The 14180-nt window shown below is 45.6% G+C and carries 13 protein-coding genes; 8 read left to right on the top strand and 5 right to left on the bottom strand.

Annotation, left to right across the window (positions count from 1 at the left end; translation table 11 throughout):
• Nucleotides 1-313 precede the first annotated feature (313 nt).
• From rubA to NI465_RS00405, 5 genes are all read left to right on the top strand, one after another.
• Nucleotides 314-478, top strand: a complete 165-nt coding sequence (gene rubA / locus NI465_RS00425) for a rubredoxin RubA (RefSeq protein WP_004646274.1) — start codon at nt 314-316, stop codon at nt 476-478.
• Between the two features lie 91 nt (nt 479-569).
• Complete coding sequence (rubB, locus tag NI465_RS00420) at nt 570-1748, top strand: rubredoxin reductase RubB (RefSeq protein ID WP_253144093.1); 1179 nt, start codon at nt 570-572, stop codon at nt 1746-1748.
• Between the two features lie 57 nt (nt 1749-1805).
• Nucleotides 1806-2744: an esterase EstB gene (estB, locus tag NI465_RS00415; RefSeq protein ID WP_004646272.1), complete on the top strand. Its 939-nt coding sequence runs from the start codon at nt 1806-1808 to the stop codon at nt 2742-2744.
• 13 nt (nt 2745-2757) lie between these two features.
• Nucleotides 2758-3666, top strand: a complete 909-nt coding sequence (gene oxyR / locus NI465_RS00410) for a LysR family transcriptional regulator OxyR (RefSeq protein WP_004279412.1) — start codon at nt 2758-2760, stop codon at nt 3664-3666.
• Between the two features lie 182 nt (nt 3667-3848).
• Nucleotides 3849-4460: a response regulator gene (locus NI465_RS00405; RefSeq protein ID WP_253143882.1), complete on the top strand. Its 612-nt coding sequence runs from the start codon at nt 3849-3851 to the stop codon at nt 4458-4460.
• Nucleotides 4461-4499: 39 nt separating this feature from the next.
• Here NI465_RS00405 and ppk1 read toward each other — a convergent pair whose 3' ends face one another.
• Together ppk1 and mtgA are read right to left on the bottom strand one after the other, a co-directional pair.
• On the bottom strand, nt 4500-6581 hold the full coding sequence (gene ppk1, locus NI465_RS00400) for a polyphosphate kinase 1 (RefSeq protein ID WP_253143880.1): 2082 nt from the start codon (nt 6579-6581) through the stop codon (nt 4500-4502).
• A gap of 111 nt (nt 6582-6692) precedes the next feature.
• Nucleotides 6693-7367, bottom strand: a complete 675-nt coding sequence (mtgA, locus tag NI465_RS00395; RefSeq protein WP_004279409.1) for a monofunctional biosynthetic peptidoglycan transglycosylase — start codon at nt 7365-7367, stop codon at nt 6693-6695.
• Nucleotides 7368-7444: 77 nt separating this feature from the next.
• Here mtgA and NI465_RS00390 point away from each other — a divergent pair, with 77 nt between their 5' ends.
• A complete protein-coding gene (locus NI465_RS00390; RefSeq protein WP_253143878.1) occupies nt 7445-8263 on the top strand; it encodes a rhomboid family intramembrane serine protease in 819 nt (272 codons plus the stop codon).
• A 34-nt stretch (nt 8264-8297) separates the two neighbouring features.
• Here the strand turns inward: NI465_RS00390 and NI465_RS00385 are convergent, their stop codons facing one another.
• On the bottom strand, nt 8298-10790 hold the full coding sequence (locus NI465_RS00385) for an ABC transporter permease (protein ID WP_253143876.1): 2493 nt from the start codon (nt 10788-10790) through the stop codon (nt 8298-8300).
• Nucleotide 10791: 1 nt separating this feature from the next.
• Nucleotides 10792-11517: an ABC transporter ATP-binding protein gene (locus tag NI465_RS00380; protein WP_005246978.1), complete on the bottom strand. Its 726-nt coding sequence runs from the start codon at nt 11515-11517 to the stop codon at nt 10792-10794.
• 11 nt (nt 11518-11528) lie between these two features.
• Between NI465_RS00380 and NI465_RS00375 the strand changes: the two genes are divergently transcribed.
• Entirely contained in the window at nt 11529-12158 is a 630-nt protein-coding gene (locus tag NI465_RS00375; RefSeq protein WP_253143874.1) for an arylesterase, read from the top strand.
• Between the two features lie 43 nt (nt 12159-12201).
• Here the strand turns inward: NI465_RS00375 and NI465_RS00370 are convergent, their stop codons facing one another.
• Nucleotides 12202-12816, bottom strand: a complete 615-nt coding sequence (locus NI465_RS00370) for a carbonic anhydrase (RefSeq protein ID WP_004646264.1) — start codon at nt 12814-12816, stop codon at nt 12202-12204.
• 315 nt (nt 12817-13131) lie between these two features.
• Here NI465_RS00370 and NI465_RS00365 point away from each other — a divergent pair, with 315 nt between their 5' ends.
• The gene (locus NI465_RS00365; protein ID WP_005246980.1) at nt 13132-14169 is read left to right on the top strand and encodes an alpha/beta fold hydrolase; all 1038 of its coding nucleotides are present in this window, start codon (nt 13132-13134) and stop codon (nt 14167-14169) included.
• The last annotated feature ends 11 nt before the right edge of the window (nt 14170-14180 follow it).

The raw sequence follows: 14180 nt of genomic DNA, 5'->3' as shown, positions 1-14180 counted from the left end.
AACTCAAGTTTTTACTGCACGACTTTGGTCTATCCCACAAGATAAACACTCATTTTTGCCATCGTCAGCTTTTTATCCTTTAACCGCCTACGCCAGAAAAGCTGATTGGCGTGATTTTTAGATAAATGAGGAATGTGTCGTCTATTCTGCTGCTAATTTCGCTGATTAAGCTTTTATTCACTTTACTTTATGAATAGAACTGCGTAAAAATTTAGCCAAATATGTTCACTGTTAAAAAGTCATATTCTTTTAGAGTCTTGCCTTTTATGGATTTTAAGCTGACGCCTACAGTTGCTCAGTTTTGGAGAGTTACATGAGAAAGTTTCAATGCATCGTATGTGGATGGATTTATGACGAGGCAGAAGGTTGGCCTCAAGACGGGATCGTGGCAGGCACCAAATGGGAAGATATCCCAGATGACTGGACCTGTCCAGATTGCGGCGTGTCTAAAATTGATTTCGAAATGATCGAAGTCTAATCACGTCCAGTTAAAGGCCATATCCATATGGTCTTTTTTTATGCCTTTCAATCATTTATACAGCATGGAGCTCTACCATATGGAAACAACTATGCATCCTATCGTCATTATTGGTTCAGGTATGGCGGGTTATGCCGTAGCACGTGAATTTCGTAAACTCAATCCAGAACATGAATTGCTGATGATCTGTGCGGATGATGCGGTCAATTACGCCAAACCGACGCTCTCCAATGCTTTGGCTGGCAATAAAGCGCCTGAACAAATTCCACTAGGCGATGCGGCTAAAATGTCAGCACAGCTGAATATGCGCATTGAACAGCATACCTGGGTCAAAGCCATTCATCCGGAAGATCATCAGCTGGTTCTGGAAAAAGATGGTCAGGAAAGTACGCAAAATTATAGCAAACTGGTATTAGCCATCGGTGCCAATCCGGTACGTCTGGCGATTGCCGGTGATGCCAGCGATGACATTCATGTCGTCAACAATTTGAGTGACTATAAAGCTTTCCGTAACAATCTGGCAGCACGTGAAGACAAACGTGTAGTAATTTTAGGTGCAGGCCTGATTGGCTGTGAATTTGCCAACGACCTACAAAATACCGATCATCAGGTTACAGTCATTGATTTAGCCCCTCAGCCACTTGGCCGCTTATTGCCAGAACATGTTGCTACTGCATTCCAGAAGAATCTTGAAGAAACCGGCATTCACTTTGTCTTGGGCACAACAGTCGAAAAAGTCTCTCGTGCGGACAATGGTGATTATCTGGTCACGCTGGCCAACGGTCAGTCTTTGGTCGCTGATGTAGTGTTATCTGCGGTGGGCTTACAGCCGAATATTTCTTTGGCGAAACAGGCAGACGTACATACCAGTCGCGGAGTTTTGACCACCGCACAACTGGAAACCAACCAAGCCGACATCTATGCTGTAGGTGACTGTGCCGAGGTCAATGGAACTTTATTGCCTTATGTCATGCCGATCATGCAACAAGCCCGCGCTTTGGCAAAAACCTTAAACGGTGAACATACCGCTGTACATTATCCGGCTATGCCAGTGGCAGTTAAAACGCCTGCTGCACCTTTAACGGTATTGCCTGCACCGGTTGATGTGAATGTCACCTGGGAAACTGAAGAATTTGACGATGGCATGCTGGCCAAAGCGTTCGATGCTAACGGCACCTTACGTGGTTTCGTGCTTTTGGGCGCCACTGCAGCCAAACAGCGTCTGACCTTGACCAAACAGGTTCCTGACTTGATTCCTGCTGCGGTTTAGAGGTTTAATAGCAAGGATATTTTTTAAACGAAATATCCTTTAATTAGGACAGCGACTATGTACAGCGCAGCACAGTTTAATCTTTCCCCTTATACCTCGTTCATGCATGAAACCAAGGTCGATCTTGGTAATGGGATCCAGCTACATGTCGAGGTTGGTGGAAATCCGGAACATCCCACCATTTTGCTGATTATGGGGCTGGGTGGGCAAATGCTGTACTGGCCTGACTTTTTCTGCAAATCACTGATTGACAATGGTTATCACATCATCCGTTTTGATAATCGTGATATTGGCCTGTCTTCAAAAGTCCATCACAAAGGTCCACGCCTGAATACCCTGAAAATGATGAGCCGTTTTGTACTGGGTCTGGGTAATCAGGGTGCACCTTATGATCTTTACGATATGGCTGAAGATGTCAGTCTGCTAATTGAAAAAATGCAGCTGGAACAGGTCTATGTGCTGGGTGCTTCGATGGGCGGTATGATTGCCCAGATTCTGGCCGCGCGTTATCCGGACAAAGTCAAAAAACTGGGCTTACTGTTTACCAGCAATAACCAGCCGATGTTGCCACCACCCTTTCCCAAGCAACTCTTTAGTTTGATTGACAAACCGGCTTCAACAGATGAAGATGGCATTGTTGATCATAGTTTGAAACTGTTTAAGATCATCGGCTCACCAGGTTATGTCAATCATCTGGAAGCGGTGCAGACCGCCCGTAAATTATATAAGCGAAGTTACTATCCTGCTGGTGTACTTCAACAGTTTTTAGCAATATTATGTACAGGCTCATTGCTGCAACTGGACAAGCAAATCAAACAAGAAACCCTGGTGGTCCATGGTTCTCGAGATCGATTGCTGCCTCCTAGCCATGGCAAGGCCGTTGCGAAAGCAATTTCAGGGGCTAAATTTGAATTAATTGATGGAATGGGGCATGATATCCCACCGCATTTTATTCCATATCTTAGCGAATTATTTGCTGATCATTTTAAATCATAAACATTAGGACACTATGGCTGCATTACCATCCCTAAGACAGCTGTCATACCTCGTAACACTGTCAGAGACGCTACACTTTACAGAAGCTGCTCGCCGCTCCTTTGTCACCCAGTCAACCTTGTCTGGCGGCATCATGGAGCTGGAGCGTTTACTCGGTGGCGTACTTGTTGAACGCGACCGCCAGAATGTTCGTTTAACGCCTCTTGGTGAACAAGTGGTTGCACGCGCACGTGTTCTACTGGCCGATGCTCAGGACCTAATGCGTTTAAGTCGTGAGATGAGTGAACCTTTAACCGGTGATCTACATCTCGGCGTCATTCCAACAATTGCACCTTTCCTATTGTCCCAGCTGCTGGATGAAGTGCATAAGCAATTACCAAAAATCCAGTTGCATCTGCATGAAGCGCAAAGTGAAAAGATTGTAGAAAAGCTGGAACATGGCAACCTGGATATGGTGGCTTTGGCATTGCCTTTCGACACCCGTGGTCTGAAAGTTGCTGAAATTGCCAAAGAGAATCTGTATCTGGTTTACCAAAAATCTGATCAGCATGCTGCACAAGCAAACTCTTTAGAAGATCTGGATCTGTCTCGCCTGATGTTACTTGAAGAAGGTCATTGCCTGCGTGATCATGCCTTGAGTGCCTGCCCGATTGGTGAGCGTAAAAATGATCACCGTTTAAAAGCCAGCTCACTGCCGACTTTAATCGAAATGGTGTCTGCAAATCTGGGCTTTACCCTGCTGCCTGAAATTGCGATCCATACCAATATGATTAAAGGCAATCCTGAGATTCAGGTAAAAGCGATCGATTCAGCCCCAAGTCGTACCCTGGCATTGGTAACCCGTAAAAGCACACCGCTGCAAAGCGAGTTTGATGTGCTATTACAGATTTTCCAGAAAATCACTCAGCACGATGCTGCCTGATCTATAGATAATAAAAAGGAGCACATGTTGCTCCTTTTTTATATCTTGAATTGAATGCATCCAGTCCGCCTAGAAACTTAGAATCTCTACATTTCAGCTAAATCACTATTCTTTGGGATAGGCATTTGCATCTGCCTGATTCACAGTATAGCTCTCTATCGCATCTACAGGATCGCGTTTTATTGGCTAGCCTTTTGCCTGCACCGGTTTTAGTGATCCATTCACCGACTGGACTCGACCTGTCAAAAATCCAGACCGTGCTACAGCAACTCGGCTATCAGCCAGATATGCTGCTGTATGCGGACAATATGCTGTCCGCACAATCCATGATTACTGAACATCTGCCCAACCTGATTCTTTATCATGCAGCAACAACTTCAGAGATCAGTGTGATCCGTCCGCTGAAACAGCAAAGCCTAGATACGCTCGTTATTGCCATACTCAATACTCATTCCACAGCACTGATCTATTCAGCCTTGCTGTCCGGCGCAGATAGCTATATGCAGCATCATGATTCATTACCCCAGTTCGCTGATAGTCTAAAAACTGTCTTGCGCGGTGGAGCCTACATTCATACTGAATTGGCAGACTATCTCCTGCACCAGCCCAGCGTTAAAGCCTGTCTCAACTTCGCTGAACTACAGTTATTACAAGTAATGAGTCAACATAAATCGCAAGCCGAACGACAAAACCAGCTTCAGATGAAAGATTATCAGATGTATAGTCAGGTCAAACACATCTATCGAAAACTGATCAGACTCAGCTTAAACAGTTCAATTGTATGTTCGAAATAAAAAAGAGGCTGAATATTCAGCCTCTTTAAATACTTAAACTTATTTAAACAGCTCTAACAGAATACGTTGTGCATTATGTGGTTTTTCACCTTCTTTTGGCTGTGCCCGCAGCCAGGTACCATCACCTTGCAATAACCAGGATTGCTGGTTGTCTTTCAGGTAATTCAACAGACCTTGTTGATAGATACGTTTTTTCAAGGCTTCATCTTCGACCGGGAAACAGGCTTCGACCCGATTAAACAGGTTACGATCCATCCAGTCTGCACTTGAACAGTAAATACGTGAATTGCCATTATTGCTAAAATAATACACGCGGGTATGTTCCAGGAAACGTCCGACAATTGAACGCACCCGAATGTTTTCCGACAGACCCGGCAACCCCGGACGCAAACTGCAAATCGAGCGGATAATCAGGTCAATCTGTACCCCGGCCTGAGAAGCCTCATAGAGTTTGTTAATCAATTGCATTTCGGTCAGTGCATTGACTTTGACGATGATCTGCGCCGGTTTCCCTGCCTGAGCATAGGCAATTTCATTATCGATATAGTTAAGTAACTGGGCATGCAAGGTAAATGGCGCATGTAGCAGCTTTTTCAGCTTGGCCATTTTCCCCATACCGGTCAATTCCTGGAAAATACGATGCACATCTTCACACAGATCTTTATCTGTCGTTAATAGACCATAATCAGTATAGATTCGTGCATTGCCGGCATGATAATTACCGGTACCCAGATGCACATAGCGCACCAGTTTGTTATTTTCCCGGCGCACCACCAGAATCATCTTGGCGTGAGTCTTGTAACCAACAATGCCGTAGACCACGACCGCACCGGCTTCTTGCAGGACATTGGCCACCGCAATATTGGATTCTTCATCGAAACGCGCACGCAATTCAATCACTGCCGTGACTTCCTTGCCATTGCGGGCAGCTTCAGCCAGTACCTGCACAATTTCAGAATCTGGCCCACTGCGGTACAAGGTCTGTTTGATCGCCAACACTTGTGGATCACGTGCCGCTTCACGTAATAATGAAATCACCGGCGCAAAAGATTCAAACGGATGATGCAGCAAGATATCCTGTTTCTGCATTGCACTAAAAATATTTTCAGATTTTTTCAGTACTTTGGGAATAACCGGTGTATGCGAGTCATAACGTAGATGCGGACGTTTAAAGTTAGATAGCAAACGTGCCAGATTGACCGGGCCGGCGACTTTATAAAGCTGCTCGTCGTCCAGATCAAATTCATTCAGCAGATATTCATAAATATGCTGAGGACAGTTCTCCGTGACTTCCAGACGTACCGCACGACCAAAACGGCGTGAACTGAGCTCACCTTTGAGCGCCTTGGCCAGATCTTCGACATCTTCATTCAAGGCCAAATCGGCATTCCGGGTGACACGGAACTGATAACAGCCAGTCGCCGTCATCCCCGGGAACAGATCAGACACATGCTCATGAATAATCGCCGACAGCATCACATGATGTTCTTTCCCATCGGTCAGTTCATCCGGTAAACGCACCACGCGTGGCAGTGAACGCGGTGCAGGTACCACAGCCAGATCAATCTGACGGCCAAAGGCATCTTTGCCTTCCAGTGTGACAATAAAGTTCAGTGATTTATTCACCAACCGTGGGAATGGATGCGCAGGGTCCAGGCTGATCGGCGTGAGAACCGGCGCCACTTGCTCCTGAAAATATTTTTTAATCCAGGCAGATTGTGCCGGAGTCAGCTCACCACGGCGCAAGAAGCAAATATCTTCCTCACGCAGTTTTGGCAAAATTTCTTCATTTAAAATACGGTACTGGCGTTCAATGGCGGCATGTGCTGTTTTAGAAATCTGTTCTAAAACCTGCTTTGGAGTCAAGCCATCCGGACTCCGACTTTCATTATCCAGATCCAGCTGTTCCATCATTCCTGCGACCCGGATTTCAAAAAACTCGTCCAGATTACGCGAGAAAATCAACAGGAAATTCATGCGTTCGAGCAATGGATGTAAAGGATCGACAGCCTGTTCCAGGACACGTAAATGGAAGTCTAGGATAGATAGTTCGCGATTAATATAACGATCATTATATGTATATTCGGGCTGTGCTGAAGTTGTGCTGGCTGCCGTATTCATATCAAACCTATGCGGATTTAAAATTGTGCTTATCCCTCCAAGTATGCTTCAAATTGATGACAATTTCATAAAAAAAGCCCAAATAATTGGGCTTTCTCTTCAAATCATCAATTAAGGTAATTCTGCATAACGCATATAGCGCTGAATCATCCGCTTACGAGCATTTAATGCAGAGGAATTGCGATGATCCTGGAAATATTTCGGATTGGTCAAAATGGCAGCCAGAAAGATGGCTTGATCGCGGGTCAGGCTTTGTGCGGTTTTACCGAAATAATGTTTGGCCGCTGCTTCAACGCCGTAGATATTATCCCCGAACTCGATCGAGTTTAAATAGACTTCCAGAATTCGTTCTTTCGACCACATGCGTTCCATCATCCAGGTCGCGACTGCTTCCTGACCTTTACGCACAAAGGAACGCTTGTTGACGAGGAACAGGTTTTTCGCCAATTGCTGGGAGATTGTCGAACCACCGGCCACTACACGGCCCTGATTTCTGTTTTTATTCAGCGCAGTTTGAATTCCGTCCCAGTCAAAACCATGGTGATGAATAAATTTTCCATCTTCCGCAGTGACGATGGCACGTTTCAGATTCAGGCTGATTTCGTCATAGGGACGCCACTGATGCTGAATCGCTTTGGAAGGTTCTGTCCAGTAATCAATCCGCATCATCATGGTGGTGTTCACCGGATTGGTTCGCCACCAGGCCAGACTGGCAAAAATCCACAATTGAACCAGCAGAATCACACTGACGATGACGAGCATCGTGCGGATCAGAAAGGCTTTCATGTCAGTGCGTTACTCCTGAAAATTTAATTTTTCGTGTTAAGCTTATTCGAAATATACAATCACAGCAAAAAAATAGCATGTCTGAATACTCTCCCCCTGTCGAACATCGCAAACTTGAAATGCATCTCTGGTGGATCACCGCCATTTTAATCGGGATCAATGTTGGATTATTTGGCTGGCAAGCCATGCATGGCATGGATGTTAGCCAGCCGAGTACCCGAGACGCTATTCTCTGGGGTGCCGATTATGCACCTTTAACCTATTTAGCGGAACCCATGCGCTTGTTTAGCAGCATGTTTTTTCATTTTGGCCTGATTCACCTGATGTTGAATATGTGGGCCTTGTATATTTTTGGTAGTGTTGCCGAACAGCTGTTTGGCCGGATGTATTTTATTGGCCTGTATGTGTGTGCCGGATTAATGGGCAGCCTGCTCAGTGGCTATATGAACATTCAGGACAGCTATCGCCTGATCGAAGGCGGTGTGGCCAATCCCGATTTATTGCCTGCGGTCAGTGCCGGCGCATCTGGTGCCGTGATGGGACTCGGTGCTTCACTCACGGTGCTGGCTTTATTGCCAATGCTGCCACAGCAACGTTTTATTCTGGATAAAAAAACCCTGGTGATGGTGATGGGTCTGAACCTCGCGCTGGGCTTTATGATCAGTGGAATCAACAATGCCGCACATATTGGCGGCATGCTGATGGGGGCTTTTCTCACCTTGCTCTGGTACATCGGGCAAAAAATGCAGCGTAGCCACCTGTTCAATCTGATTGCCTTGATTGTCGGGTTCGGCCTTTGTGTGCTGCTTTATCAACATAACTTGGCCTTACTCGAACCCATTCGCCCACTGTGGCAAGAGATTCTGGAAATGATGCAACAGCAATTACAGCTTTAACGCTCAGCCGGTTGAAAAGCCACGGAGATGAATCTTATTGATTCATCTCACGCAAGCTTTGTAAGGGCGGAATTTCTGACAGATAACTCAGACGATAACGGCCGATCAATGCACATAAAACGGTCATAAAAATCGGCAGGATAATCCAGATTTCCCAATGCGGCTGAATCATCAAATCCATTTTATAGCTGGCAATCGCGCTGATCACTTCGGCAAACAGGCAGGAAACAATTCCAGCAAACAGTCCAATAAAACCAATTTCCAGACTCATCATGGTTTTCAGTTTCTGCTTGGAACTACCGAATGATCGGAGCAAAGCCACTTCACGTTTGCGTTCATCCATCAATAGGTTCAAACAGGCCATCAGCACCAGAAAACCGGAAATGCTGACCAGTACCGCCAGAATCGTCACGATTTGTACCAATACATTCACAATGCGTTTGATCTCTTCCAGAATCAGGCTGACATCAATAAAGACCGTGTTGGAAAATTGCTGGATCACAGACACCAGTTTGCCCTTATCTACCTCCGGGACATAAAAACTGCCCAGATAACTGCCGGCATTGGCATCCATGGTATTGGGTGCAAAGATAAAGAAAAAGTTGGGACTAAAACTTTCCCATTCGACGGTTCTTAGATTAACGACTTTAGCTTCCAGTATCCCTTCCGGCAGGCTGAAACTGAGTTTATCTCCAATCTTGATCCCTAGCTCTTCCGCAGTATTGGCTTCGACCGATACGGTGCCGACTTGTTTTAATACCGCGTCACCACTGACAATCACATTATCCTGAGGATAGCGGTTTGACTGGGTCAGATTCAGCTCACGTCTTAAAGTATTGCTACTTTTAACCAACTCTTCGGCAAATGGCTGATCATTTTTGGCGACCAGACGCCCACGGACATTTGGATATAGCGGTGTGCTTTTCCAGCCATTCTGCTCAAGTTGGGCTTTCAGGGCTGGCATCTCAAAAGGCGGTAAGCCATAAACAAACTGGTTCGGCGTACCTTCCGGTAACTGTTGCTGCCAACGATCTAGCAGATCGGTACGCAAGACTGCCAAGACTGTAATCAGGCTCAAGCCCAAGGCTAAAGCCGTAATCTGCAAGGCGGTCTGAGAAGGTGTGCGTACATAGGCTGACAGATTCAGCTTCATATTCCGCAGCAGTTTCAACACCCCCCATACCGTCAGATACAACACCGCACATAACACAATAATCGCGCCAATCACCCAGGCGGTCAGCAAAAGATTTTCAGTCAAAATCACACTAAAAATAATCAGGCTGAGCGTTCCGGTCAGCAGCATCCACAGCATGGATTGCACTGATTTTTCCTGCTGGCGGATCACCCGGATCGGTGGCGTATTCAGCAGTTGCAACAAGCTTGGCATGACAAAGCCGAGTAACACTACAGCACTGGTCAGCATCGCGACCGGCAATGGCCCAAGCAACATTGCGATAGCGGAAAATTCAATTTGTAAATTTGGAATCAGCTGCAACATCAATTGCAACAGTCCATAACCCAGACTGATCCCGACCACGGTACCAATTAGCATGGCAATCAACAGCACCATCCCGAGTAAAGCCAGATAAGCCGACAGAATCTGCTGCTTGGTGGCGCCAATACAACGCATTAAGGCAATATGATCCTGATTCTGCTGCACATAACGCTGCGCGGTTAAGGCAATGGCAATCCCGCATAATAGAATGGTCAAAATATTGGCCAGTTGCAGGAAAGTGTCCAGATTAGCAATCGGCTTCATCAAGCGGGTATTGCCTTCACTGGCATTGCGTAACCTGAGACTGCTTTGCTCCTCAAACTCCTGCCCTTGTACTTCCGCTGGCGTTTCAGCTGAGGCGTTTGCTGACTTGACCTGCTGCTTGAATAAGGCTTCATATTGTTGGGTATCGTCTGGACGGCCAGCCATGAGTAAGCGATATTCAATCCGGCTCCCCACCTGAATGGCATTGGTTCGTGCGACATCTGCCTGGGAAATAATTACGGTCGGCGAAAATCCGGAAAATCCAAGTTCCTGATTGGAGTCCTGTTCAATCTTGGCGGTGACTTTAAACGCCGCATCGGCAATATTGAGCTGATCCCCCAGTTTGACTTTGAGCAAATCCATGGCTCGTGGACTGAGCCAGATTTCACCAGACTGAATCGATTTTTTTGCCGGTTGCACCCGTAGTTCACCACGCAAAGGAAAAGGCTGATCTATGGCTTTGACATTGACCATAACAAACTGCGCATCGGTATAGGCCATACTGCTAAAGAAAGTGACTTCTGACTGCTTTAAATCCAGCTGCTTGGCCTGATCACGCCACTGCTCCGGCAAAGGCTCATTATCTGAAAGCACCAGATCACCAGCCAGCATTTCTGCTGCCTGCAAGGCAACTGCATTTTGGATCTGCTCATTACTAAACTTAAGTGCAGTGGTCGCGCTAATTGCCAGCGTTAAGGCAATAATCAGCAGATAAATTCCGGTCGTTTTAAAGCTTTGCGTCAGTAAGGGACGAAATAATGGATTCATTTCATCCTCCACTCGGATGTTCAATCAGCTCGCCATTCAGCAGTTCAAAATGTCGCTGACACTGCTGCGCCAGTTTGCGGTCATGCGTGACCAGCACCAAAGTCGTCCCCAGTTCCCGGTTCAGTTGAAACAGCAATTGTTCAATTTCTTTGGCCGTTTCACCATCGAGATTGCCTGTAGGTTCATCGGCAAAAATGATTTTTGGTTCACTGACCAGTGCACGAGCGATGGCTACACGCTGTTGTTCACCGCCAGATAGGACTTTTGGCGTTTGCTGCGCCTGTCGATCCAGACCCACTTTATGCAACAGAGCCAAGGCTTTTTGCTCGGCTTCTGCATATTTAAAACCAGGTTGCAAACGTAATGGCAGCATTACATTTTCAAGTGCAGTCAGGTGCGGTAAGAGCTGAAAAGACTGAAAGACAAACCCGATATTTCTTAAACGTACCAGTGCACGTTGTTCTTCATCCAAGCTAGAGACCGATTCGCCACAGACCATAAGCTGACCTGAACTCGCCTGATCCAGTGTCGCCAGAATACCCAGTAATGTGGATTTTCCGGAACCGGAACGACCGGTAATTGCCACTTGTTCTCCGGCCTGAATATCCAGATCAAGATCCTCAAAAATGGTGAGCTGTTTTTGTGAAAGTTGTATCTTTTGTGTCAATTTCTGGGCAGAAATAATAGCCTGTGGCATGATGGTCGAATCGTTGCTGCTTTGAATCATACGTGTCCTATATGAAAGATCTTAATCAGAAAACTCGGCTATTGCCTTACTTTTTTTTGCTCAGTCTGTGCCTGATACCACTCGGGGTCTCAGCAAAGACAATTATGATTTTAGGTGATAGTTTAAGTGCAGGTTATGGTATCCAGCCCCAGCAGGGTTGGGTACATTTATTACAAAAGCGTTTAGAGCAACAGTATCCGAAACAGCATAAAGTGGTCAATGCAAGTGTCAGTGGCGAAACCACCAGCGGAGCACTGGCCAGACTACCTAAACTGTTACAGACGCATCGTCCAAACCTTGTGGTGATTGAGTTAGGTGGCAATGATGGCTTGCGTGGACAACCACCGCAAATGATTCAAAAAAATTTAGCCAGCCTGATTCAGCAGAGCCAGAAAGCCAAGGCCAAGGTCATTGTATTTGGCATAAAGATGCCGCCTAATTACGGGCAGGCCTATAGCAAGGCGTTTGAAAATACTTATAAAGTGGTCAGTCAGCAATATAAGGTGAAATTATTGCCTTTCTTTATGCAAGGTGTCGCCGGTAATAAAACCCTGATGCAAAAGGATCTGATTCATCCAAATGCCAAAGCACAGACGATTCTGTTAAATAATGCTTATCCATACATTAAAGGCGCTTTATAAAGCGCCTTTAACTTATTTTAGAATGTAATTAGATGAATCGTGATTAAAAATCGAAGAATGTCACTTCACCAGTTTCCAGTGAATATTCCGCACCCACGACTTTTAATTTTCCTTGTCCAATCAGGTTTTCCAGAACGGCTGAACCGTGACGTAACTGATTTACCGAAGCAAATACGTTGGAACGTACTGCATGCTTGGACAATTTTGCCAAGTCATTTTTCAGTTCAGTTTGCATTAAGGTTTCAACAGAAGGACGCACGCGGTTTACAATCGACATCAGGTTTGCCGATGGCGGGCAATCAGGGCACATTAAGGTATCAATGGTGGCTTTAATCGCACCACAATGACTGTGACCTAACACCACCACAATCGCGCAATCATAACGTGCCGCGGCAAACTCAACACTGCCGACCTGTGAGGGTGCAACAATATTACCTGCAACACGAATCACAAAAAGATCGCCGAGACCCTGATCAAAAACCATTTCGGCTGGAACGCGCGAATCTGAACATCCCAAAACAATCGCAAACGGATTCTGATCCTCTGCCATTTCTGCGCGCTGTTGGTGGCTAAGTTGTTTTGGATGCGTGGTATCGCCACTGACAAAACGTTGGTTACCCTGTCTAAGACGTTCTAAAGCTTCTTGAGCTGTGAGCATTCTTTTCTATCACCGATGGTTTTAGTTGCAATATCTTACTGCCAGTTTTTTTGAATGTCACTTGCAAAAAATCTTAGCTGATTAAATTTTTAGCATTTATCTAATTTCATTTCTGCAGGGAATTTATGCGTAATACATCACATTTTCCAGTCATTTAATGCAATCTAGCAAAAAACTAATGGGTGACAAGCGCAAAGATTGATTTAAAATAGAATGAAGAATAATGTTTTTATTTGAATGAAAATTGCAAATTTATAACATGGAAGTATTTTGATTGAGCAATTTGCTCACTGGGTTTGTTTTGGGGAATGGCCAATGAAGAAAATAATAAAATTGCGCTCGAAAATGATTTGTTCAGCCGTAGTTGCCTTAAGCATGGCATTACCGGGCCTGACACATGCTCAAATACTGTTTAGCCAGAAAAATGAAACATCTGCCAAAGTCTTGCAGCAGCATCTGTTGCAAGAACGCAGCCTTGCCGGTCTCAAATCCAAGACCCTCAAAATTGGCGAGGTCACCTGGAGCTATAGCGAAGGCGGTGCCAAGAACAAACCATCTATTCTACTGATTCATGGTCTGGCAGGCACGCGCGACAACTGGAACCGGGTCGCCCAGTTTCTGACGCCCTATTATCATGTCATTATTCCGGATCTGCCGAGCAACGGTGACACCAAAGTTCCTGACAATTTTGATGTTTCTGTGCCCAATGTGACGTCCCAATTACGTCTATTTATTGAAACCTTAAATGTGGACGAGAATTTACATATTGCTGGGCACTCTCTGGGTGGATCGATTGCTACGGTGTATGCTTCACAATATCCTTTCGATACGCAAAGCCTGTTTTTAATTAATAGCGCTGGCCTGTATAAAATGGGCAATACGCCCTATACCAAAGATCCTCAAGCCTTAAAAGATCTGATCGTCAGCAAACCTGGTGATCTTCAAGATGTTTCCAAACAGCTGATGCAGAACCCACCGGTGATTCCTTATCAGTTGCGGCATGCACAGGAAAAACTGTTGATTTCACGTGCTGAACAAACCAGCAAATCGATTGATCAGGTGGTGATGCTAAACCGGATTTATACACCGGAAACCTTTGCCCGCCTGACCCGCACGGTAGAAGCACCGACCTTGATTTTGTGGGGCAGACAGGATCGGATCATTAATGTCGAAGTAGTCAAAGAACTGCATGCCCTGCTGAAACGTGCCGAAAAACCTGTGATTCTAAATAACGTCGGGCATATGCCGATTCTGGAAGCAGAAAAACAGGTCGCACAACATTATTTGCCTTTTCTGGCCAAGACACAGACCCTAAAAAACCCGCTTGCTGATAAACTCATTCCTTTAAATTAAGTTTCAGAGAT

Source organism: Acinetobacter lwoffii (assembly GCF_024129855.1).
Classification (GTDB): domain Bacteria; phylum Pseudomonadota; class Gammaproteobacteria; order Pseudomonadales; family Moraxellaceae; genus Acinetobacter; species Acinetobacter lwoffii_L.
Note: the sequence above shows the minus strand (reverse complement) of the source record. Positions and strands in the feature narration are given on the sequence as shown.

Excerpts from the sequence above, each read along its gene's own strand:
- oxyR (WP_004279412.1), top strand. The coding sequence starts at position 2,758 with ATGGCTGCATTACCATCCCTAAGACAGCTGTCATACCTCGTAACACTG.
- estB (WP_004646272.1), top strand. The coding sequence starts at position 1,806 with ATGTACAGCGCAGCACAGTTTAATCTTTCCCCTTATACCTCGTTCATG.
- NI465_RS00390 (WP_253143878.1), top strand. The coding sequence starts at position 7,445 with ATGTCTGAATACTCTCCCCCTGTCGAACATCGCAAACTTGAAATGCAT.
- rubA (WP_004646274.1), top strand. The coding sequence starts at position 314 with ATGAGAAAGTTTCAATGCATCGTATGTGGATGGATTTATGACGAGGCA.
- NI465_RS00385 (WP_253143876.1), bottom strand. The coding sequence starts at position 10,790 with ATGAATCCATTATTTCGTCCCTTACTGACGCAAAGCTTTAAAACGACC.
- ppk1 (WP_253143880.1), bottom strand. The coding sequence starts at position 6,581 with ATGAATACGGCAGCCAGCACAACTTCAGCACAGCCCGAATATACATAT.
- NI465_RS00370 (WP_004646264.1), bottom strand. The coding sequence starts at position 12,816 with ATGCTCACAGCTCAAGAAGCTTTAGAACGTCTTAGACAGGGTAACCAA.
- NI465_RS00365 (WP_005246980.1), top strand. The coding sequence starts at position 13,132 with ATGAAGAAAATAATAAAATTGCGCTCGAAAATGATTTGTTCAGCCGTA.
- rubB (WP_253144093.1), top strand. The coding sequence starts at position 570 with ATGCATCCTATCGTCATTATTGGTTCAGGTATGGCGGGTTATGCCGTA.
- mtgA (WP_004279409.1), bottom strand. The coding sequence starts at position 7,367 with ATGAAAGCCTTTCTGATCCGCACGATGCTCGTCATCGTCAGTGTGATT.
- NI465_RS00380 (WP_005246978.1), bottom strand. The coding sequence starts at position 11,517 with ATGATTCAAAGCAGCAACGATTCGACCATCATGCCACAGGCTATTATT.
- NI465_RS00375 (WP_253143874.1), top strand. The coding sequence starts at position 11,529 with ATGAAAGATCTTAATCAGAAAACTCGGCTATTGCCTTACTTTTTTTTG.